The 22177-nt window shown below is 58.8% G+C and carries 16 protein-coding genes and 1 pseudogene; 11 read left to right on the top strand and 6 right to left on the bottom strand.

What is annotated here, in order from left to right; translation table 11 throughout:
- Window positions 1–34: 34 nt before the first annotated feature.
- Both ybiB and EI185_RS03785 read right to left on the bottom strand, forming a co-directional pair.
- Window positions 35–1018, bottom strand: coding sequence for a DNA-binding protein YbiB (ybiB, locus tag EI185_RS03780; RefSeq protein WP_124703780.1), 984 nt, complete (start codon window positions 1016–1018; stop codon window positions 35–37).
- On the bottom strand, window positions 1015–3735 hold the full coding sequence (locus tag EI185_RS03785; protein ID WP_124703781.1) for a nitrate reductase: 2721 nt from the start codon (window positions 3733–3735) through the stop codon (window positions 1015–1017). Before EI185_RS03785 ends, ybiB begins: the two co-directional genes overlap by 4 nt.
- Window positions 3736–4024: 289 nt before the next feature.
- Between EI185_RS03785 and EI185_RS03790 the strand changes: the two genes are divergently transcribed.
- Window positions 4025–4579 (top strand): glycine zipper 2TM domain-containing protein, encoded by a 555-nt coding sequence (locus EI185_RS03790; protein WP_223247651.1) that lies wholly within the window; start codon window positions 4025–4027, stop codon window positions 4577–4579.
- 48 nt (window positions 4580–4627) lie between these two features.
- Here EI185_RS03790 and EI185_RS03795 read toward each other — a convergent pair whose 3' ends face one another.
- Window positions 4628–6268, bottom strand: coding sequence for a nitroreductase family protein (locus EI185_RS03795; RefSeq protein WP_124703782.1), 1641 nt, complete (start codon window positions 6266–6268; stop codon window positions 4628–4630).
- Between the two features lie 163 nt (window positions 6269–6431).
- Between EI185_RS03795 and EI185_RS03800 the strand changes: the two genes are divergently transcribed.
- Entirely contained in the window at window positions 6432–6959 is a 528-nt protein-coding gene (locus EI185_RS03800) for a DUF3617 domain-containing protein (RefSeq protein WP_124703783.1), read from the top strand.
- 5 nt (window positions 6960–6964) lie between these two features.
- On the opposite strand, the gene EI185_RS03805 is transcribed toward EI185_RS03800, so the two are convergent.
- The 3 genes from EI185_RS03805 to EI185_RS03815 all read right to left on the bottom strand — a co-directional run bounded on the left by EI185_RS03805 (window position 6965) and on the right by EI185_RS03815 (window position 9845).
- Entirely contained in the window at window positions 6965–7177 is a 213-nt protein-coding gene (locus tag EI185_RS03805) for a DUF3820 family protein (RefSeq protein WP_124703784.1), read from the bottom strand.
- Window positions 7178–7272: 95 nt separating this feature from the next.
- Complete coding sequence (gene narL, locus EI185_RS03810; RefSeq protein ID WP_124703785.1) at window positions 7273–7926, bottom strand: two-component system response regulator NarL; 654 nt, start codon at window positions 7924–7926, stop codon at window positions 7273–7275.
- Window positions 7923–9845 (bottom strand): histidine kinase, encoded by a 1923-nt coding sequence (locus tag EI185_RS03815; RefSeq protein ID WP_124703786.1) that lies wholly within the window; start codon window positions 9843–9845, stop codon window positions 7923–7925. The genes narL and EI185_RS03815 overlap by 4 nt, the downstream gene beginning before the upstream one ends.
- Before the next feature lie 275 nt (window positions 9846–10120).
- Between EI185_RS03815 and EI185_RS03820 the strand changes: the two genes are divergently transcribed.
- The 9 genes and pseudogenes from EI185_RS03820 to EI185_RS03860 form a co-directional block, all read left to right on the top strand.
- Complete coding sequence (locus tag EI185_RS03820) at window positions 10121–11380, top strand: MFS transporter (RefSeq protein WP_124703787.1); 1260 nt, start codon at window positions 10121–10123, stop codon at window positions 11378–11380.
- A 32-nt stretch (window positions 11381–11412) separates the two neighbouring features.
- A complete protein-coding gene (locus tag EI185_RS03825) occupies window positions 11413–12801 on the top strand; it encodes a NarK family nitrate/nitrite MFS transporter (RefSeq protein ID WP_124703788.1) in 1389 nt (462 codons plus the stop codon).
- A 42-nt stretch (window positions 12802–12843) separates the two neighbouring features.
- The gene (locus EI185_RS03830; protein WP_124703789.1) at window positions 12844–16560 is read left to right on the top strand and encodes a nitrate reductase subunit alpha; all 3717 of its coding nucleotides are present in this window, start codon (window positions 12844–12846) and stop codon (window positions 16558–16560) included.
- Window positions 16557–18110 (top strand): nitrate reductase subunit beta, encoded by a 1554-nt coding sequence (gene narH, locus EI185_RS03835; RefSeq protein WP_124703790.1) that lies wholly within the window; start codon window positions 16557–16559, stop codon window positions 18108–18110. Before EI185_RS03830 ends, narH begins: the two co-directional genes overlap by 4 nt.
- 2 nt (window positions 18111–18112) lie before the next feature.
- Window positions 18113–18784: a nitrate reductase molybdenum cofactor assembly chaperone gene (gene narJ, locus EI185_RS03840; RefSeq protein WP_124703791.1), complete on the top strand. Its 672-nt coding sequence runs from the start codon at window positions 18113–18115 to the stop codon at window positions 18782–18784.
- Between the two features lie 23 nt (window positions 18785–18807).
- A complete protein-coding gene (gene narI / locus EI185_RS03845; RefSeq protein ID WP_124703792.1) occupies window positions 18808–19494 on the top strand; it encodes a respiratory nitrate reductase subunit gamma in 687 nt (228 codons plus the stop codon).
- Between the two features lie 59 nt (window positions 19495–19553).
- Window positions 19554–20351, top strand: a complete 798-nt coding sequence (locus EI185_RS03850) for a peptidylprolyl isomerase (RefSeq protein ID WP_124703793.1) — start codon at window positions 19554–19556, stop codon at window positions 20349–20351.
- A gap of 35 nt (window positions 20352–20386) precedes the next feature.
- Window positions 20387–21946 carry an NAD(P)/FAD-dependent oxidoreductase gene (locus EI185_RS03855; protein ID WP_124703794.1) on the top strand — a complete coding sequence of 520 codons (1560 nt, stop codon included), beginning with the start codon at window positions 20387–20389 and terminating at the stop codon, window positions 21944–21946.
- Between the two features lie 77 nt (window positions 21947–22023).
- Window positions 22024–22177 (top strand): annotated as a pseudogene (locus tag EI185_RS03860) (nitronate monooxygenase); the annotation flags it as partial.

Here is a 22177-nt window from a genome sequence, read left to right on the forward strand (position 1 = left end):
ATATTGCCCAGCGGCGGTTGTTACAGTGGAAAAATCAGGCAGCGGCCAGACTGGCAGTTTCCATGGCGACGATTGCCTTGGCCTGGTTCATGTCGTTGGTATAGCCCGCGCCATACAGGCAGCAGGCAAGCTGGTTGACCATGGGAAGCGGTATAGGATGCTGACCGGACATCGCCTCACGTATCCAGGTGGCGGTCGCGGGGGCGTCAATGGAGTCGGGCAGGTTGGGCAGGGATTTGAGCGGGCCGGCTTCGGCCTCGAACAATATTTGCTGTGCGCCGTCTTCGAAATATTCCAGATCGGGACGGCGTTTCGGGTTGGCGAAGGCCTCTCCTTCGGTGCCGCGCAACAGCAATGCGCGGCCGCCTGTAGCCTGGAAAAAATCACGCATTTTTTCCAGATAATCCGGATGGGATACGCCGACCAGGCGCAAGCTGTTGCCGCCAAACGGGTCTATTATCTTGGCCAAAGAATGGCCGGAATTGCGCACACCCAGGCGGTTGCGCAGTGCCAGCAAATTGGCAAGTCCTGGCGACAGGGCGGCAGTGGGAACGAAGGCGATGCGCTCACGTGCCAACGCCTCGTTGGCCTGCCGCACATTGGCGCTAGGCAGGATGCCCAGTTCGCGCAAGATGTAAGCGGTGGCGACCCGGCCACCACCTTCCAGCGTGCCGTGCAGCAGCACCGGCACACCAAATTTGGCCAATAGCAATGCCAGCAACGGTAACAGATTGGCTTGGTGGCGCGCGCCATTGTAGGTAGGCAGCACGACCGGGCGCACACCGCCATTTGGTGCATCCAGCTGATACACGCGGCGCTCCAGCGCCTGATAAAAACCGAGCAGTTCGTCCGGTGATTCGCTTTTCATGCGCAGTGCAATCAGGATTGCTCCCAACTCCAGTTCCGGTACGCCACCGTCGAGCATGGCACCGTACAATTGCTCGGCTTCGTCCAGCGTCAGGTCGTGCGCACCATGCACGCCGCGCGCAATTTCTTTGAGAATGGCGGAATAGCTCATGCGGCCTCCTGTTTATGCGCAGATACCATGCGCTTGAGCTCGGGAACGCAAGAGCCGCATTCGGTGCCGCATTTGAGGCTGGTTTGCAAGGCGGTCAAATCCGCACCGCGGGCCAACACATCCAGAATCCTGGTTTCAGGGATATTGAGACAATTGCAAATAATGCGCCCGCGGCTATGACTGCCGGCTGGAGGTGTAGCGACCGGTGCCAGCACCCAGCTGCGTAATGGCGCAATTTCCACCCCCTCTGCCATCATTTCTTTCAGCCAATCGCGTGCCGCGATTTCCCCGGTCAGGCGCACGCCGACCACGCGCCCGTCTTCCACCATGACGCGCTTGGAAATGCCGCGCCGGGGGTCGTCGTAGCGCATGATGCTGGCCTCGTCCTGCATGCCGAGCAGGGCGTCGATTTCCGCCAGCATCTCGGTGGAGAGGGGGGTGCCATGGGCCACGCGCAATACCAGCAGCGGATTGTCACGACCATACAGGCCGCAGCTGGCGTAATCGAAGCGTGCCAACAGCGGCTGGATGCGCAACATGCGCGCCACCGCATTGTCGCGTCGCATCACCGCCATGTGCCAGGGTAGCGGCGCTTTCTCAACCTGCACGACAGCGTGTTTGAGTTCCGGCTGGCGCGACACCGGGTCGCACTGGTCAGCGGTAATGGTGTTGACGCCGAAGCCGCTCATATAGCGTCCACCCCAGTGCATGGGCATGAACACTTGTCCGACGCGCATTTCTTCGCTGGCTTCCACTGGTACCAGCAATTCGCCGCGCGGATTTTTTACGCGCACCAGGTCGCCGTCCTTGAGGCTGCGTCGCGCCATGTCGTCGGCATGCATGGATAAGGCCGGTGTTTCCACATGGCTGAACAGCCGTGCCACCATGCCGGTGCGACTCATGCCATGCCACTGGTCGCGCAGACGGCCGGTGTTGAAATGTAGCGGATAGCGCGTATTAATGACTTCGGCGGTGGGCAGGTAACGCGGGTTGGCGAATTTGGCGCGACCATCGGCGGTGGGATAGACGCCGTCAGCGTAAAGCCGCGCCTTGCCCGTGGCAGCGCCTTCCGGGAACGGCCACTGTTGCGGGCCCTGTTGGTCCAGCAACGCATAGGACAGCCCAGTGATATCCAGGTCGCGGCCGCGTGTCGATTCGCGGTGTTCGTTGAACACTGCCTCCACGTTGGTGTAGGGAAACAGACGGTCAGCGGGCTTGCCTTGCAGCACGCCTAGCCGTTGTGCAAAATCTGCCGCAATTTCCCAGTCCGGACGCGTCTCGCCAGGCGCAGCAATGGCGGCCTGCAAATGGGTGATGCGGCGCTCCGAGTTGGTGACCGTGCCTTCCTTCTCGCCCCAGGCCGTAGCGGGCAGCAGCAGGTCGGCGTATTCGGCGGTTTCGGTAAATGCGTTCACTTCCTGAACCACCACGAATTCGGCCGCTGCCAATGCGGCGCGTACCAGCGTTTGATTCGGGAGCGACTGCGCCGGGTTGGTACAGGCAATCCACAGCGCCTTGATCTCGCCGCGCGCGACCGCTTCAAAAATTTCCACCGCAGTCTTGCCGGGAGTCGCCGGCACCGAATCCACGCCCCACAACGCCGCCACTTCGGCGCGATGCGCCGGGTTAGCCAGGTCGCGATGCGCGGACAGCAGATTCGCCATGCCGCCTACTTCGCGTCCGCCCATTGCGTTGGGCTGGCCGGTTAGCGAAAAAGGCCCGGCGCCGGGGCGGCCGATCTGGCCGGTGGCGAGGTGCAGGTTGATCAGTGCAGCATTCTTGTCGGTGCCGTGGCTGGACTGGTTTAAACCCTGGCAATACAGCGACAGCGTGGCTGGTGATTTCCCGAACCAGCGCGCGGCGGTGATGATGTCTGCCGCCGGCACGCCGCACAGCCCGGCTACTGCCTCGGGTGAATATTCGCGCACCGTGGCACGCAGCGCATCGAAGCCGCTGGTATGCGCGGCGATATAGTCGGTGTCGGCCATGTTTTCCCACAGCATCACGTGCAACATGGCGTTGAACAGTGCCACGTCGGTGCCGGGCAGGATGGGCAGGTGCAGGTCGGCCTCGCGCGCCGTGTCGGTACGGCGCGGATCCACCACGATCACTTTCAGACCGGGGTTCGCCTTGCGTGCATCTTCGATGCGGCGATACACGATGGGGTGAGCATAGGCCGTGTTCGACCCGGCAATGAACAGGCAATCCGTCGCGGCAATGTCGTCATAACAGGCGGGCGGCGCATCCGCCCCCAGCGTGGTTTTGTAACCGGTTACCGCGCTGGACATGCACAGGCGCGAGTTGGTATCGACGTTGTTGGTGCCGATCAGCCCTTTGGCCAGCTTGTTGAATACGTAGTAATCCTCGGTCAGCAGCTGGCCGGAGATGTAAAAGCCCACCGCATCGGGTCCGTGGGTGTGGATAATCTCGGCAAAGCGGCTGGCGGCATGGTCCAGCGCACTGTCCCAGGACACGCGCTCACGCGCTGCGCCGCGTTCGCTGCGCAATTCAGGATAAAGCGCGCGCGCGTCGGTCTGTGCGGCGACCAGATGCAGGGTCGAACCCTTGGTGCACAGTCGGCCGAAATTGGCGGGATGGTCGGGATCGCCGCGCACGCCGGTGATGCTCGCACCATCGGTTTCGATCAGTACGCCGCAGCCGACACCACAATAAGCACAAGCAGATTGAATCAATTTGGATGAATGCAGAGAGGTCATACGATGCTTTGAGCAATCGCCATGCCAGAATATTTATACTTACGAATCAATGGGGTTTCCCCATCGACGTTCTTCTATCCAGGCGAAGCGCCAAATTAGAGTGCGCTTTCAGCCTACTCCGCACTACTAGGGTGCAAGGGTGTTTGGGTACTGAAATTACCTGCTGAAGCGCAAGACGGAAGAATTCCAGGTATGGAAAATGTGTAAAACTTTGAAACGATTTGAAACAGGCCTGCATGGTTTAATGCTGATACGATAAGCCCTCATTGGCACGAAAGAGGAGAACGACATGATGAATAAATCTATGCTGATTGGTGTAGTAGCTGGCGCCGCAGCGGTCACCGCGATTGGCGGCGTTGCGGGTTACAAGGCACTGCATCCCCAACCCACCTACGCGGATGTCGTCAACGTGCAGCCGATTACCAAAGACATCCGCACGGCGCACAAGGATTGCCGGGAAGAGCCCGTCACCCGCCGGGCGCCGGTGCGGGATGAGAATCGCATTGCCGGAACGGCTGTCGGCGCGGTGCTGGGCGGAGTGCTAGGCAACCAGGTCGGTGGCGGCAACGGCAAGACCCTGGCAACCGTAGCAGGGGCGGCTGCGGGCGGCTACGCGGGTAATCGCGTGCAGAAAAACATGCAGGAGTCCGACCAGCAGACGGTCATGGAAACGCGCTGCCGGACCGAGTACAGCAACCACAAGAAGGTACTGGGCTACAACGTGACCTATCATCTGGGCGAGAAACAGGGCGTGGTGCGCATGGACCATGATCCGGGCCAGCGTATCCCGGTCAAGGATGGTCAGTTGATTCTGACGCCGGCCGTGACTGAAAATCCCTCCTGATAACGTGCGGCGCGACGATGGTCAGTCTTCAGCCATCGTCCAGCCCACTTACACGCCACCCCGAACCAGATGCGCATAAGCCGGCAGCGTCTGCAGGCGGGTATCTTCAAGCGCCGTCCCAACGGTAAAGTGGTACATGCTCTGGATAAAAGCATCCTTGATGCCGAGCAGGTCGTGCACCGCATCGTCAAAGTAACAGCCGATTCCGGTGCCGCGCACACCCGCCGCTTCAGCCTCCAGGTAGAGCACCTGCCCCAGTATCCCGGCTTCCCAGAATAGCTGGCGATAGACCCATGGCGTTGCAGTCAGTGGGGTGTCATATTCGGCCAGCATGGCTACGCTGAATGCGCCATCGGCGGCGATATCCTGGTGGCAAGACAAGGCGCGCGCCGCATTTTTGGCATCGGCTGCAACCAATCGGAACAGCGAGAAATGCGCCGGACAGCCGGGTGTTTGCAGCCACTCGAATTCGGGGTTCAATTCTGCGCGCAACTTCGCTTCTATCCCCTCATTACGCAGCAAAAGATACAGCCCCGGTGCAACATCGTCGACGCGATGCACGAACAGCAACAAATGCACGCGCGGCGCCCAGGCGGTGGCGTCCCAGGGCGGCACCGCCTGGCGCGGCAAGGTCAGGTCCAGCATGCGGTAGAAAGCCTTGGCAGGTAACGTTGAGACACCGTCGAAGGCTTGCGCGCTGCGCCGCTGGCGGATGATTTCGACGGCAGTGCGACCACAGCCGCCAGTCACCGGCTCGGGCAGCCCGGGTGCCTGCCAGGCGGCTTCCAGCGTTTCGGGTTTCGCGCTGGCAAGCGCCACCTCGTCAATCACCGGCCATTGGTGCGAATGGTGTGCAGCCAGCACATTGGCGTGCCCTTGCCATTGGCCGCGTCGGGCAGCATTCACCAGCGTGGCGGCGTCGGGTTCGACGGCGGCGCAACCCGGCGCAGACGCCGTCACCAGCAAAATCGCATCCGGCGATTCATGCTCGGCAGCATCAAAATCCTGATCGCGATCTACGCCGAGGATCGCGCCGATCTCCGCGTCGCCCCATATGCTCAGCACCTGTACATGCCAGCCCAGCGTCGCGGCGGCATAGCGCGCGGCAGCGATCGCGTGGCCGACGTCATGCTGACAATAGCGAAACGCGCGCTCGCCGTATTTCCAGGCTTCGCGCCAGTGGATCGAAGACAGCCCCAGCAGAAAAGAATCGGGTGGCAAAATTCGCTCACTACGGTTGCTTGCCGTATCGAAGCGGCAGCGCTGCTCGAGCAGATGGTCGCGGCTCACATAGTGATGCACGCCGTCCTCGATCCCCTCGCAGCCCGCACTCACCAGATACGCCTCGGTCGGGTGCAGATTGCCGCTGGACGGGTTGCAGCGCAGCGCCCAGCGCGTGTCATCGTATTGTTTCCAGGCGGAGAGGCCGAAAGCAAGCTCAAACAGGGCGGCGATGCTGTTCAGCGTCAGAGCTTGCGGCGCGATCTTCCCCGGCGTGTATAGGTCGGCGTACGCTGGATATGACGCTGCAGTCAGCAAAGGCAGCGCCAGCTGCGGACTGCCCGTAAAACTGCGAAAAGGATTGGGCTGGTTTTTCCAGTCCAGCCCGCCCGGCCCGGCGGCATAATGCTGGAAATGATGTTTGGTGCGCTGGTGGTAGGCCAGTACGGTATCAAGAGCGTTTTTCATGGTGTTTTAGTTTGGAAAAATCTAACCTGAAAAAATAATTGGTCACAGAGAGCCCATCTTGACACGGTCATGAGTAACCATAAGTCGAATCTGCGATATTCTGAACTTGCCGGGCGATACGCTCTCTGAAAGTTGTGTCAATTCATTGCATACAGGAGACTCAATGCACAAAACCCTTCTTGCCCTGGTTCTCGTATCCGCATTGCCGGTATCCGCCGCCTACTCGGCAGAAAACGACATGCGCCCCGGATTATGGGAAATTACCACGACCTCAGACCTGTTGAAGCTGGCGTCACAGATTCCGCCCGATCAAATGCAGATGTTAATGAATCTGGCCAAGCAGCACGGCGTAGATATACCACCAATACAGAATGGCGCGGCCACGTCCAATGTTTGCGTGACCCGGAAAATGGCCGACCAAAAAATCCCGCCCAGCTTTTATCAAAATAAATCCGGATGCACTGCCCAGAACCCCACTCATGCCGGAAATAAATACACCTGGGACTTCGTTTGTGCGAATCCCAGAGTGAGCGGGAATGGAACCGCGCAAGCCGTTTTTGCGAACCCGGAGAACTTTACCGGACGAACCGAATTCGAAGGCGTTGCACAAGGCGCCCCGGTCAAGGAGCACGCCGATATCAGCGGCCGCTGGATGAGTGCGGATTGCGGAACAGTGAAACCGCCGCAGTGATTGCCTTAGCGCTTTCGCAAGGGGTCAAGCAGCGCGGATAAACCGTTGTGATCCAGTTCCTGCATCAACGCCAACAGACGGCCAATTTCGCCGGGCGGAAAGCCCACCCGGGCAAACCAGTTAAGGTACTGCCCGGGCAGATCGGCAATCAGGCGGCCTTTGTACTTGCCGTAGGGCATGGCGAGCGTGACCAGGCGTTGCAAGTCTTCGGGGTTCATTGCTATCGGGATTAACGGGGTGATTTAGCGCGATCGAAGTGCGCTGCAACGGGTGCTTCCGAGCCTGGGCGGTCTGACGCGAGTACTTTCCCCACTCAGCTGCGTCCCGCTCTTTCGACGGCCCACACGGCGGCTTCAACGCGTGAGCGCAGATTGAGCTTTTTCAGCATGTGCTTGATGTGGACCTTGACCGTACCTTCCGTGATGCCGAGTTCCCGTGCAATCAGTTTGTTGCTCTTGCCGGTAGCGACCTGTTCCAGAATATTGGTTTCCTGCTCGGTAAGCCCGGCTTCCAGCGGCGTGTTGGGACGCGCCTCTTGCCGCAAGGCATGGGCCAGCATGCCCGCCAGGCCATCGGTCAGGGTCATGCGCCCCTGGGCACCGGTACGGATACTGGCCAGCAGGTCTTCCGGTTCCATGTCCTTCAACAGGTAGCCGTCGGCACCGGCGCGCAACGCGGCGATCAGATCGTCCGAATGGTCCGACACGGTGAGCATGATGACGCGCCAGTCGGCGTCTTTGGTTTTCAGCGCCTTCAACACCTCGATGCCGCTCATGTCCTTCAGGTTGAGGTCGAGCAATATCAAGTCCGGCTGCAGGGCGTGGGCTTGTTCGATACCTTCCTTGCCGCTTGATGCCTCGCCGATGACGCGGAATTCCTCGGCCATGCCGATGAGCTGGATCACGCCTTTGCGAAACAAGGGGTGATCGTCGATGATCAATACCGAGAAATTTGTGATGGCGTTCATGTTGCGAACCCGTGCAGTTGTACTGGTGCCGGTTCGTTGCAGGTGGCCGGTTTGAAGCTCAGCGACACGCGCGTTCCCCCTGTAGCACGGTTTTCCGTTTCCAGTTTTCCTCCCAGGCTGCGCGCGCGTTCCTGCATGATGGCCATGCCGTAATGGTGCATGTCCGGAGAGCCATTGAAGCCGATGCCGTCGTCTTCCACCGTGGCCGACAAGATGCCGTCGCTGTCAAAGCTCACCAATGCTTTGACTTGTCGGGCCCGGGCGTGATGCACGACATTGGACAGGGCTTCCCGAATGATCTGCAGCACGTGGATTTCCTCGTTGGCCGACAGGCGGCACCCGGCAAGATGGACGTCGAGCTGAATCTGAATGCCGCCGCGACCGGAAAATTCGGTAACCGTATCCTGCAGCGCGGACGACAGCCCGGTGCCTTCGATTTTCAGGCGGAAGGTAGTAAGCAGCTCCCTGAGTTCGCGGTAGGCACTGTTGAGACCCTGGCGTAGCTCGGAAAGTATTTTTCCCGCCTCCGCAGGCGGCGGCGTACCGAGCACGGACTGCAGGCGGCTCACCTGGATTTTCATGAAGGAGAGCGACTGGGCCAGCGAATCATGCAGTTCGCGTGCGATGACGGCTCGCTCTTCGAGCAGGGAAACGCGCCGGCTTTGCTCGCTCTTGCGCGCCGTGCCGATGGCCGTGCCGATATGCCGGCACAAGGCCTCGAGCAGCTGCATTTGCCAGGCTTCAAGCGTGCGCCCTTTCTGGATCTCCAGCTGCAATACGCCGTGTTGCCGTTCGGCGTCCATAAGGGGTAAGGCCAGTATTGTATGCTGGCTGTCGCCAGCGAGGCGTTGATGCATGACAGCGCCGCCCAGACATTCGGCGCAATTGGATACATGGCAAAGATCGACGTCGCCTGCCTCGGCGACGAACGTGGAGGCAAGCAGGGAGGCCCGGTCTCTTTCCCCCTCCACCAGACATGCCGAACCGTGCCCGATGTCCAGCACGCTTTCAATATCCTTCAACAGGATCGCGTAGGTATCGCGTGCGACCGGCCCGTTATACAGTCGTGCGATGGAGTGGTACAGCAATTCCAGGGACTGGTTGCTGCGGCTCAATTCTGCGGTTTTTTCCGCGACGCGGATTTCAAGATTTCGGTACAGCTTGGACAATTCCGCAGCCATTCCATTGAATGCACGACCCAGGCGGCCCAATTCGTCCGGACCGGTATGCTGGGTGCGGATGTCGAATTGACCATGCCCAATCCGCTCGGCGTAATTGAGAAGATCCAGCAGCGGAACGAGCACCTCGGTATGCAGCATGTACATGCTGACGAAGATGACCACAATCGTGAAAAACAGGGAGACGCCGAGAATGGTGCGTTGCAGGGTGACCTTGGCATCCATGTTCTGGCTCAGCTGCTTTACGAACTGGTCGACACGTTCCACAAAGCCATCGATTTCCCCCAACAGCGCAGCGTCTCCAGCATAGGTGCGGCCAGCCGTCGTTCCACCGCGCCCTGTGCCTTCCAGGGCTGCGAGCATGGCAGGCTGAAGGTGTTGTTGCCAGTCATTGACCAGTGCCCGGTAGTGAATCTGGGAAGCGCTGCCAGGATCGGTCGGTAGCGCGCTCAACAGGCGGCCATCGCGCAGGGTCAAGTTGAAGTGTTGCAGTGCAGCCTGCGCCACGCGTTTATCGTCAGGATTTTGCCGTTCCTGCGCCAGCAGTACCAGATTCACGATGCGATGGCTTTGCATGCGCAGGGAGCCGGCCAGGTCGATGGCCGCGCCGCCGCCCTGCATCGTTTCTGCAACGATGATGGAGCTTGCCATTCCCAGTACGGTTAGCAGGGCGATGGCGGCCATGGCTATACCAAGGCGCAACAACAAAGAGCGTTCAAACAGCGTGTGGAAGATTTTCATGTCAATTTGCTTTGTGGCGAGGCTCTCGATGAGCAACTAAATTTAAAAGCAGAGGAAGTACCACCAAGGAATATTTCAATGTTGGAATCATTAACGCTGAATATGAAATTCACAGTATACCAATAGGTTAATCCCATACCACCATGCCACTTAGGTGGTATTCCTACCAAGTTAGTCAGCTATTACCTCCCTCGTATCTTCGTTTTCCGAGCTATACACTTCAATCCAAGTGAAATTCGGATCATGGATATCTGAAACTGGGCGAAGGATAAAAAATGGCATTAAGCAAACAACAAATTTCAGTCGTAACCATGAGCACGGTAGCGTTTACGGTGTGCTTCGCTGTGTGGATGATGTTTGCCGTGATCGGCATCCCCATCAAGAAAATGCTGAGCTTGAACGAAACCGAGTTCGGTCTTCTCATTGCAACGCCGGTTTTGACCGGATCGCTAATTCGGTTACCGCTCGGAATGTGGACGGATAAATTCGGTGGGCGCATTGTGTTTTTCCTGTTGATGCTATCTACCGTGTTGCCAATCTATCTGATTTCCATGGCGACGGAGTTCTGGCATTTTCTGGTGGCAGGCTTGTTCGTGGGTATGGCAGGCGGCTCGTTTTCGGTTGGTATTGCCTACTGCGCCCGATGGTTCCCGAAACGGCAGCAAGGTTTCGCGATGGGTATTTTTGGTGCAGGGAACTCCGGGGCTGCGCTGACCAAGTTCGTTGCGCCGGCGATATTGGTAGCTTTTGGCTGGCAGATGGTGCCGCAGGTTTATGCGGTGGCCATGCTGATCACCGCGCTCGCTTTCTGGATGTTTACCTATTCTGACCCCTCTCATAAAGTCAGTACCACTGTCACCGTGCGCGAGCAGTTACGCGCGCTGAAGGATCCGCGTGTGTGGCGGTACTGCCAATACTACTCCATCGTGTTCGGCGGCTATGTGGCCTTGGCCCTGTGGATGACTAAATACTACGTTTCCGAATACGGTTTCGATATCAAGATTGCAGCGCTACTGGCGGCCGCTTTTTCCCTGCCTGGGGGGGTATTACGCGCCTTCGGGGGTTATCTTTCCGACAAGTTTGGTGCGCATACGGTCACTTGGTGGGTACTGTGGGTGTCACTGGTGGCGTTGTTCTTTCTTTCTTATCCGCAAACGCAATTCACCATCCTGACGGTTGGGGGAGCCAAAACATTCCACATCGGTTTGAACCCAACGGTGTTCACGATACTGTTGTTCGTGATGGGTGTGGCTTGGGCGTTCGGTAAAGCATCGGTGTTCAAGTACATTTCCGACGATTATCCACACAACATTGGCGTGATTTCCGGCATCGTCGGGCTGGTCGGTGGGCTGGGGGGCTTCATCCTGCCGATCGTGTTTGGCGCGCTGGTGGACCTGACCGGCATCCGTTCTTCTGCATTCATGATGTTGTTTGGCGTGGTATGGGTTTCGCTGATGTGGATGTACTTTTCCGAAGTCCGCCCCTTGTACGCTGTGCGTGAAAGAAAGCGAATCACACAGGATTCGCTTGAATAAGAAAAACTTTCCAAATTATTAAGGAGTTAAAAATGTCATCGCACATACTGACTAAATGGGAACCAGAAGATAAAGCCTTCTGGGAGAAGGAAGGGAAAGCAGTCGCCACGCGCAATTTGTGGATATCGATCCCCGCGTTGCTGCTCGCATTTGCCGTGTGGATGGTGTGGAGCGTGGCGGTGGTGAACCTGCCCAATATCGGGTTCAAGTTCGACGAGAACCAGCTGTTCTGGCTGGCGGCGTTACCCGGTCTTTCCGGCGCTACGCTGAGGGTTTTCTACTCGTTCATGGTACCGATTTTCGGCGGGCGCCGGTGGACTGCCATCAGTACTGCATCGCTACTCATCCCTGCTCTGTGGATGGGCTTCGCGGTGCAGGATCCGCACACGCCGTACTCGGTATTTTTGATCCTGGCGCTGCTGGCCGGATTCGGGGGCGGCAACTTCGCGTCGAGCATGTCCAATATCAGTTTTTTCTTCCCGAAAAGCCAGAAAGGCATGGCGTTGGGCTTGAATGCCGGCCTCGGCAACCTTGGAGTGAGTGTGGTGCAGTTCGTCGTACCACTGGTGATTACGGCTGGCGTGTTCGGTGTCTTCGGCGGTGAACCGCAAACCTGGATCAAGGGTGATGTCACCAAGACCATGTGGATACAGAACGCCGGCTTCATCTGGGTGCCGTTCATTATCGTCTCCGCACTCGCTGCCTGGTTCGGCATGAACGATCTGGCGACGGCGCGCGCTTCGTTTCGCGATCAGGCGGTTATTTTCAAACGCAAGCACATGTGGTTGATGAGCTGGCTGTATGTCGGCACGTTCGGATCTTTCATCGGCTTTTCCGCCGGGCTACCGCTACTGACCAAGCTGCAGTTCCCTGATGTGGACCCGACCCAATACGCTTTCCTGGGCCCTCTGGTCGGTGCCTTGTTCCGTCCCCTGGGCGGATGGATATCGGACAAGCTGGGTGGCGCGCGTGTGACCTTCTGGACATTCGTGGTCATGGCTGCGGCCGTGGTGGGGGTGCTCTACTTCCTCGGCATACGCACCCAGCCTGGCGCGTTCTGGGGTTTCCTGGCGATGTTCATGGTGCTGTTTCTCAGCACCGGTATCGGCAATGGTTCGACCTTCCGCATGATTCCGGCGATCTGCCTGAGCATGTATCTGCGCGAAGCCGAGATCCACGGTGAGGATGCCGTCGAGTCGGTAGCGGTGAAGGAGTCCGGCATGCGTTCGGCAGCGGTGTTGGGGTTCAGCTCCGCCATCGCGGCCTACGGTGCGTTCTTTATTCCGAAGAGTTTCGGCACCTCCATCGCGCTGACCGGTGGACCGGAGGCCGCGTTGTATACATTCATCGGTTTCTACCTGAGCTGCATCGCCGTCACCTGGTGGCATTACTCACGCAAAAATGCGCCCGTCCCTTGCTGAGTCAAGGGTATGGCTGCCGGATATAACATTAGGAGCAAATAAATGAGCCATTTCATCGATAGGTTGAGTTTCTTCAAGAAGAACGTTGCAAACTTCTCCGGCGATCACGGTGTCGTGACCCAGGAAGACCGGACCTGGGAAAACGGTTATCGCCAGCGCTGGCAGCACGACAAGATCGTGCGCTCCACCCACGGGGTGAACTGCACCGGCTCATGCAGCTGGAAAATCTACGTCAAGAACGGCCTGATCACCTGGGAAACCCAGCAGACCGACTACCCGCGTACCCGTCCGGATCTGCCCAACCACGAGCCGCGCGGCTGCCCCCGCGGTGCCAGCTATTCCTGGTATGTGTATAGTGCGCAGCGCGTGAAGTACCCGATGATCCGCGGCCGCCTGATGGAGCTGTGGCGCGAAGCCCGCAAAACCATGGAACCGGTGCAAGCCTGGCAGTCCATCAGCCAGAATCCGGAAACCGCAAAGCGCTACAAATCGGTGCGCGGGCAGGGCGGTTTCGTGCGCGCCAAGTGGGATGAAGTCACGGAAATGATCGCCGCGGCCAACGTGTCCACCATCAAGGACTATGGCCCCGACCGGATCATCGGGTTCTCGCCGATCCCGGCGATGTCGATGGTGAGCTATGCCGCCGGGTCGCGCTACCTGTCCCTGATCGGCGGCGTTCCTTTGTCCTTTTATGACTGGTACTGCGATCTGCCGCCGGCTTCGCCACAGGTATGGGGCGAACAGACAGACGTGCCCGAGTCGGCAGACTGGTACAACTCCACCTACCTGATGGTGTGGGGTTCCAACATTCCGCAGACGCGTACGCCGGATGCGCATTTCTTCACCGAGGTGCGTTACAAGGGCACCAAAACCGTCGCCGTCTCCAGCGACTATGGCGAGATGGTCAAGTTCGGCGATATCTGGCTGGCGCCCAAGCAAGGGACGGACGCAGCCCTGGCCATGGCCATGGGGCATGTCATCCTCAAAGAGTTTCATCTGGACAAAAAAAGCGCGTATTTCGACGGCTATTGCCGCCAGTTCACCGACATGCCGATGCTGGTGATGCTGAAGGAGCATAACGGCACGCTGGTGCCGGACCGGTTCCTGCGCGCATCCGATCTGGATGGCAAGCTCGGGCAGGAAAACAATCCCGACTGGAAAACCATCGTGATCGATGAAAATACCGGTTATCTGGTGGCGCCCAACGGCTCGATCGGTTTCCGCTGGGGGCAAAGCGGCATGTGGAATCTGGAAATGCGCGATGCCGGATCAGGTCAGGAAATCAAATCCAGGCTCAGCCTGATAGATGTCAAGGACGCCGTTGTCGGTATCGGCTTCCCCTATTTTGGCGGCACCGACGCCGATGATGTGCAGGTGCGCAATGTGCCGGTCAAGACCATCCGTGTTCAAGATGGCGAAGTCAAGGTGGCGACGGTTTACGACCTGTTGCTCGCCAATTACGGCCTGGATCGCGGGCTGGGCGGCGGCAATGTGGCCACCAGCTATGACGACATGACGCCGTACACCCCGGCCTGGGGTGAAAAGCACACCGGCGTGAAACGCGCCGACATCATCACCGTGGCGCGCGAATTCGCCGACAACGCAGACAAGACCCATGGCAAATCTATGGTGATCGTCGGTGCCGGGCTGAATCACTGGTATCACATGGACATGATTTACCGCGGCATCATCAACATGCTGGTGATGTGCGGTTGCGTCGGCCAGTCCGGCGGCGGCTGGGCGCACTACGTGGGGCAGGAAAAACTGCGCCCGCAAACCGGCTGGACGCCGCTGGCCTTTGCGCTGGACTGGCACCGTCCGTCGCGGCAGATGAACGGCACATCGTTCTTTTACGCGCACACCAGCCAATGGCGGCATGAGAAGCTCGACACCAGCGAAATTCTGTCGCCCACCGGCGATGCCAGCGCTGCGGACTACCGCCTGATTGACTTCAACGTAAAGTCCGAGCGCATGGGCTGGCTGCCGTCTGCACCCCAGTTGCAAACCAACCCGATCGATGTGGTCAAAGCCGCAGAAGCCGCGGGCATTGATCCGGTCAAATACGCAACGGAGCAACTCAAGAACGGCACGCTGAAAATGTCCTGCGAAGACCCGGACAATCCCAAGAATTTTCCGCGCAATATGTTCGTGTGGCGCTCCAACATTCTGGGTTCCAGCGGCAAGGGCCACGAGTACTTCCTGAAGTACCTGCTGGGTACGCAGAATGCAGTATTCGGTCCGGATCTGGGGGAACTGGGCGAAGCCAAGCCCAGGGAAGTGGTGTGGCATGACAAGGGCGCGGAAGGCAAGCTGGACCTGCTGGTGACGCTGGATTTCCGCATGTCCACCACCTGCCTGTATTCCGATATCGTGCTGCCGACCGCCACCTGGTACGAGAAGGACGACCTGAATACGTCGGACATGCATCCCTTCATCCACCCGCTGTCCGAAGCCGTTCAACCGTTGTGGCAAAGCAAGTCGGACTGGGAAATCTACAAGGCCATCGCGAAAAAGTTCAGCGAACTCGCCGCCACGCATCTGGGCACCCGGAAGGATCTGGTGCTGACCCCGCTGATGCACGATACCCCGAGCGAACTCGGGCAGGCGATGGGGGTGAAGGACTGGAAGAAGGGCGAATGCGATGCCATCCCCGGCAAGACCATGCCCAACATGACGGTGGTGACGCGCGATTACGCCGACACCTACAAGAAATTCACCGCGGTGGGTCCGCTGCTGAGCAAAGTCGGCAACGGCGGCAAGGGCATTTCCTGGAACACCGAAAGCGAAGTGCAGCAACTGGCCGAGCTGAATCACACGGTACAGGAAGAAGGCATCAGCAAGGGCTTGCCGCGTATCGATTCAGCCATCGATGCGTGCGAAATGATCCTGATGCTGGCGCCGGAAACCAATGGCCAGGTGGCGGTGAAGGCGTGGGAAGCGCTGTCCAAAATCACCGGACGCGACCACACCCATCTTGCCATCCCGCGCGAAGACGACAAGATCCGTTTCCGCGACGTGCAGGCACAGCCGCGCAAGATCATCTCCTCGCCTACCTGGAGCGGGCTGGAGTCGGAGCATGTGAGTTACAACGCCTGCTACACCAATGTCCACGAATTCATCCCCTGGCGCACCCTGACCGGACGCCAGCAGTTCTACCAGGACCACAAGTGGATGCTGGATTTCGGCGAAGGGCTATGCGTATACAAACCGCCGATCGACACCAAGACCGTCAAGCCGGTAATCGACAAGATGGGCAACGGCAACACCCAGCTTGTTTTGAACTGGATCACGCCGCACCAGAAATGGGGCATCCACAGCACCTATACGGACAACCTGCGCATGCTGACACTGTCGCGCGGCGGCCCGCACGTCTGGATCTCCGAACCGGAGGCGAAGGAAGCCGGGATTGTCGATAACGACTGGATCGAGGTCTACAACGTGAATGGCACCCTGACTGCCCGCGCCGTGGTCAGCCAGCGCGTGCCGCGCGGCATGGCGCTGATGTATCACGCACAGGAAAAAATCATCAATGTGCCGGGTGCGGAAACCAGCGGCTATCGCGGTGGCATCCATAACAGCGTGACGCGCACGGTCACCAAGCCGACCCACATGATTGGCGGCTATGCGCAGCTCTCCTACGGTTTCAATTATTACGGGACGGTCGGCTCCAACCGGGATGAATACGTGATCGTACGCAAAATGAAAAAAGTGGACTGGCTGGAAGGCCCGCTCGATGAAAACAAGGAGGCTGCAAAATGAAAATCCGTGCCCAAGTGGCCATGGTCCTTAATCTGGACAAATGCATCGGCTGCCATACCTGCTCCGTCACCTGCAAGAACGTGTGGACCTCGCGCGACGGCATGGAATATGTCTGGTTCAACAACGTGGAAACCAAACCTGGCATCGGCTATCCGAAACAGTGGGAAAACCAGGATATCTGGAACGGCGGCTGGAAGCGCAACGGCAATGGCAAGATCGAGCCGCGCCAGGGGGCCAAGTGGCGCATCCTGGCCAATATCTTCGGCAACCCGAACCTGCCCGAGATTGACGACTACTACGAGCCGTTCACCTACGATTACGAACATCTGCAGAACGCCAAGCTGTCGGAAACCCCGCCCACTGCGCGCCCTGTGTCGGTGATCACCGGCAAGAAAATGGACAAGATCGAATGGGGTCCAAACTGGGAGGACGACCTGGGCGGCGAGTTCTCCTCGCGCAGTCGCGACAAGTGCTTCGACGATGTGCAGAAGGAAATGTACTCGACCTTCGAGAACACTTTCATGATGTACCTGCCGCGCTTGTGCGAGCATTGCCTGAACCCGACCTGCGTCGCGTCCTGTCCTTCCGGTTCCATCTACAAGCGCGAAGAAGACGGCATCGTGCTGGTGGACCAGGACAAATGCCGCGGCTGGCGCATGTGCATCAGCGGTTGCCCGTACAAGAAAATTTACTACAACTGGAAATCCGGCAAGGCAGAAAAATGCATTTTCTGCTACCCGCGCATCGAGGCCGGCCAGCCTACCGTTTGCTCGGAAACCTGCGTGGGCCGGATTCGCTATCTGGGCGTGCTGCTGTACGACGCAGACCAGATCGAGCAAGCCGCAAGTGTTGCAGACGAACAGGATTTGTACGAGGCGCAATTGAAGCTGTTCCTCGACCCGAATGACCCCAAAGTCATCGAGCAGGCGCGTGCCGACGGCGTGCCCGAGGCCTGGCTGGACGCCGCGCGCAAATCGCCGGTGTATAAAATGGCCATCGACTGGAAAATCGCGTTCCCCCTGCACCCCGAATACCGGACCTTGCCGATGGTCTGGTACGTGCCGCCACTCTCGCCGATCCAGTCTGCGGCAGAAAGCGGCGCTATGGGCATGAACGGCATCATCCCGGATACCAAATCGCTGCGCATACCGGTCAAATACCTGGCCAATCTGCTCACCGCCGGCAAGGAAGCGCCCATCGTCACCGCACTGGATCGCATGCTGGCAATGCGTGCCTACATGCGCGGCAAATCGGTTGAGGGCGTGGCCAATACCGCAGTGCTCAAACAGGTTGGTCTGACCGAGAGCCAGGTCGAGGAAATGTATCGCTACATGGCTATCGCCAATTACGAAGACCGGTTTGTCATCCCGAGCGGCCATCGCGAGGAAGTGGTCGACACCTTCGATGAGAAAGGCAGTTGCGGCTTCTCGTTTGGCAATGCATGCTCGGACGGCGTATCTGAAACCAGTCTGTTCGGTACCAAGAAAAAAGGCTCGATGATCTTCGTCGATATGCCGAAATCGCGGAAGAAAATAGTGGAAGGGGTCTGATCATGAAAACATTCAAAGTGCTTTCGTTGTTGTTGAGTTACCCCCAGGCTGAATGGGTGGACGAACTGGATCTGATGGAATCATTGCTGGCGGACGAAAAGGAGCAGAACGGCGCGGCGCAGGCGCAACTGGCTGATCTGTTCCAGGCGCTGCGTGCACAGACCCTGCTTGAGTCGGAACAAACCTACGTGGGCACGTTCGACCGCAATCCCTCGCATTCTCTGCATCTGTTCGAGCATATCCACGGCGAGTCGCGCGACCGCGGTTCGGCTATGGTCAACCTGATTGAGGAATACCGCAAACACGGGCTGGATATGGATGCGGATGAGTTGCCGGACTATGTGCCGCTGTTTCTGGAATATCTCTCCCAGCTTCCGGATCAGGACGCACTGAACATGCTGGGCGAAGCGGTGGACGTGCTGGCGCTGATCGGGCGCAAGCTGAACGGCAACCATAGCCCGTACCACAACGTATTCGCTGTACTGGAAGGCATGTCGCCGGTGACGGCGCAAGCCCTGCCCGATGTGCCGGTGCGCGAGATGGAAGAAACCATCATCCAGTTCGGCCCGTCGGCCGACGGCACCGATCCGCTGCTGGTGCCCAAACCGCAAACGGCTTATGTGCGCATGCCGGAATCCCGCAAGGCGGCCGCCGCCAGCGGCGGCGCGATCTGACCTACCTTTAAGGAGACCAAGTCATGGATTACTTGAATAATCTGTTATTCGGGATTTACCCCTATGTGGCGCTTGCCATCTTTTTTCTGGGCAGCCTGATTCGTTTCGACCGCGAGCAATACACCTGGAAAAGCGACTCCAGCCAGCTATTGAAACGGAGCCAGTTGAGATGGGGCAGCAATTTGTTCCACATCGGCATCCTGTTCCTGTTCTTCGGGCATGCGGTCGGCCTGCTGACTCCGCACTGGCTGTATGAGTCCATGGGACTGACCACCGAGGCCAAGCAGCTTCTGGCGATGATCTCCGGCGGTGCCGCGGGGCTGGCCTGTCTGGCGGGCATCTCGCTGCTGCTGCACCGGCGCCTTACCGAGCCGCGCATCCGCGCCACCAGCAAGCCGATGGACATCATCATCCTGCTGTGGGTCTTCGTCACGCTGTTGCTGGGGCTGACGACCATCCTGTTTTCAGCACAACATCTGGATGGGGCCGACATGCTGCTGCTGGCAAACTGGGCGCAACACATCGTAACGTTCCGCTCCGGTGCGGCGCAATTCCTGCTGGCGGTGCCGCTGATTTTCAAGATCCACCTATTCTTCGGCATGACCCTGTTCCTGCTGTTCCCGTTCAGCCGGCTGGTCCATGTCTGGAGCGGATTCGCAGCGGTTGCTTATCTGACGCGCAGCTACCAGGTAGTCAGGCAGCGTGGTTGATCGATGAATTCTGCCTGCAGCCAGCAGGGCCGCAGGCAACGCACGAAAGGAGAAGGACTGTGGGAATCAGCGTAAATGATGTCGAAATCACGGATGACGCGGTGGAACGCGAATTGCCGCACCATGCCGGCGCCCCTGTTCCGCTGAAAGCGGCGGTGGAAGCCCTGGTGGTGCGGGAAGTCTTGCTGCAGGCGGCACGCAACAAGCTTGCCGCGGAACAGGATGCACTGCGCGCGCGGGAAGCGTCGCAGGCCGAAGATGCCGAGGCGCTGGTCGAGGATGCCCTGATTGAGCGGCTGATCGAACTGGAAGTGACTTCGCCGGTGCCGACCGATGAAGAGTGCGAAACCTATTACCGCAAGAATATCGGGCAGTTCCGCACCGGCGATCTGGTTGAAGCCAGCCACATTCTGTTCCAGGTAACGCCGAATGTCCCGCTGGACGCATTGCGGGCGAAAGCGCAGGAAGTGCTGCAGCAGGCGCTGGCACAGCCGGAGCAATTTGCAGAGCTGGCTCGCACCTACTCCAATTGCACCTCGGCAGAAGTCGGCGGCAGCCTGGGCCAGCTGACCAAAGGCCAGACCGTGCCGGAATTCGAGCGCGCCATTTTCAGTCTTGAGGCAGGGCAAATTGCGCCCAGGCTGGTTGAGAGCCGTTTCGGCTTGCATATTGTTCGCGTCGAACGCCGTGCAGAAGGCCGCACATTGCCCTTCGAAATGATCCGTGAGAAGCTTGCCGAGTATTTGACCGAGCAGGTCCGGGTCCGCGCCCTCAGGCAGTATCTGAAAATTCTGGTCGGACAGGCCAATATACAGGGTGTGGAGTTAGAAGGCGCGCAGACGCCTCTCGTGCAATAAGTGCATTTTTATATGTCGCACCAAAGGAGACCAACATGACACACGTAGTGATTGCCGGCGCAGGAATCGCGGGGGTGCCTGCCGCTTATGCCATGAAAAACCGGCTGGGTCCGCAGGATAAGGTGACCGTGGTATCGAACAAGGATTACTTTCATTTCGTGCCGTCCAATCCGTGGGTCGCCATGGGGTGGCGTGACCGAAAGGATATAGCGTTCCCTATCGGCCCCTGCCTGGCTGACCGTGGCATCGATTTCATCCCGCAAGCACTCAAAAAAGTGGATGGCGCGAATAACCAGGTGGAATTGGCTGACGGCAGCAAACTGGCTTATGACTATCTGATTCTTGCCACCGGACCGGAAGCGGCGTTTGATGAAATCGAAGGGCTGGATCCGGCCAAAGGCGCCGTGCACTCCGTGGTGCATATTGAAGACGCAGCCAGGGCCTATACGGACTACCAGCAGTTCGTGAAAAATCCGGGACCGCTCGTGATCGGCGCCGTTCAGAACTCATCCATACTCGGCCCGGTCTACGAATTCGCTTTTCTGGCGGATGCCGATCTGCGCCGCCGCAACCTGCGCGACAAGGTGCCGATCACGCTCCTCACCCCGGAACCTTATGTCGGGCATCTTGGCCTGGGTGCGGAGAGTGACACGCGCCGTTTGCTGGAACAGGCGCTTGCCGAGCGCAATATCACCTACCGCACCAACGTAAAAACCCAAAAAATCGATTCAGGCGTTGTCCATATTGCCGAGTGCGACGAGCAGGGCAAGGAAATCCGCGCGAGCGAAATTCCTTTTGCCTACGCCGTGTATTGGGCCGCGTTCCGCGGCATCCATGCGCTGCGTGACAGTGCCGGCCTTACCGATGAGCGCGGTTTCGTCAAGACCGACGCGTATCTGCGCAACCCGACGTATCCCAATATCTTTGCAGTCGGGGTATGCGGTGCGCACCCGTCCGTAGTGAAAACGCCGCTGCCCATTGGCGCGCCGGATTCCGTCTATTCCATACAGAACGAAGTCGATGCCGCCGTGCGCAATATTGCTGCCGCCATCAATGGAGAAGCATTGACCAGCCCGGCGCCGCTGCGTGCCAAGTGGTTAACCGACATGACCAAATCTGGCGCTGTGTATCATTCGGAGCCGCAGATCCCGTTGCGCAACATCAACTGGCTCAAGGAAGGCAAGTGGGTCCATCTGGCCAAGGTGGACTTCGAAAACTACTTCATCAATAAAATCAAACTGAACCCGGCCCGGCTCGACATATCCGTGAATAGCCATGTCGCCACCCTGGTACGTAAGCTGCAAGCCCATACTGGCGAAGCCGCCAGGCTGGACGCCATGCCCCGCGTATTCACAAAGCCTCTGGAGGTGCGTGTAACGAAGGAGCTGAATTATGACTTGCAGGCCTTTTCCAGAACCCTGGGTCAGGATGAAGCTGCGCTGGCAGCAGCATTGCTGGAATCCGCCCTGCGCGATGCGAGATCCATGTTGCAGGGTGCGGAGCTGGACGATCTGCAAAAAGCAAAACACGACCTGATGGTGGCCGACTTGCCGGAAAACCAGCCGGGCGTGGAATTTCACGGCGGCGGGACCTGATTAGCCGCAGAGCATCAATGCGAACGTCATGGCTCCGGCATAACGCGCTTCATACAGGGTTGTTCTGAGCTAGCCTTATGCTGGAGACCAACTTGCCCCACTTCTACATCAAAGGCCGACGTTTGCTGCCCATCGTACAAGGCGGCATGGGTGTAGGCATCTCCGCGCACCGGCTGGCGGGCGCCGTGGCGCGGCTGGGCGCGGTCGGCACCATCGCCAGCATCGACCTGC

Origin of the sequence: Sulfuriferula multivorans, assembly GCF_003851125.1 — a bacterium.
Lineage (GTDB): Bacteria > Pseudomonadota > Gammaproteobacteria > Burkholderiales > Sulfuriferulaceae > Sulfuriferula > Sulfuriferula multivorans.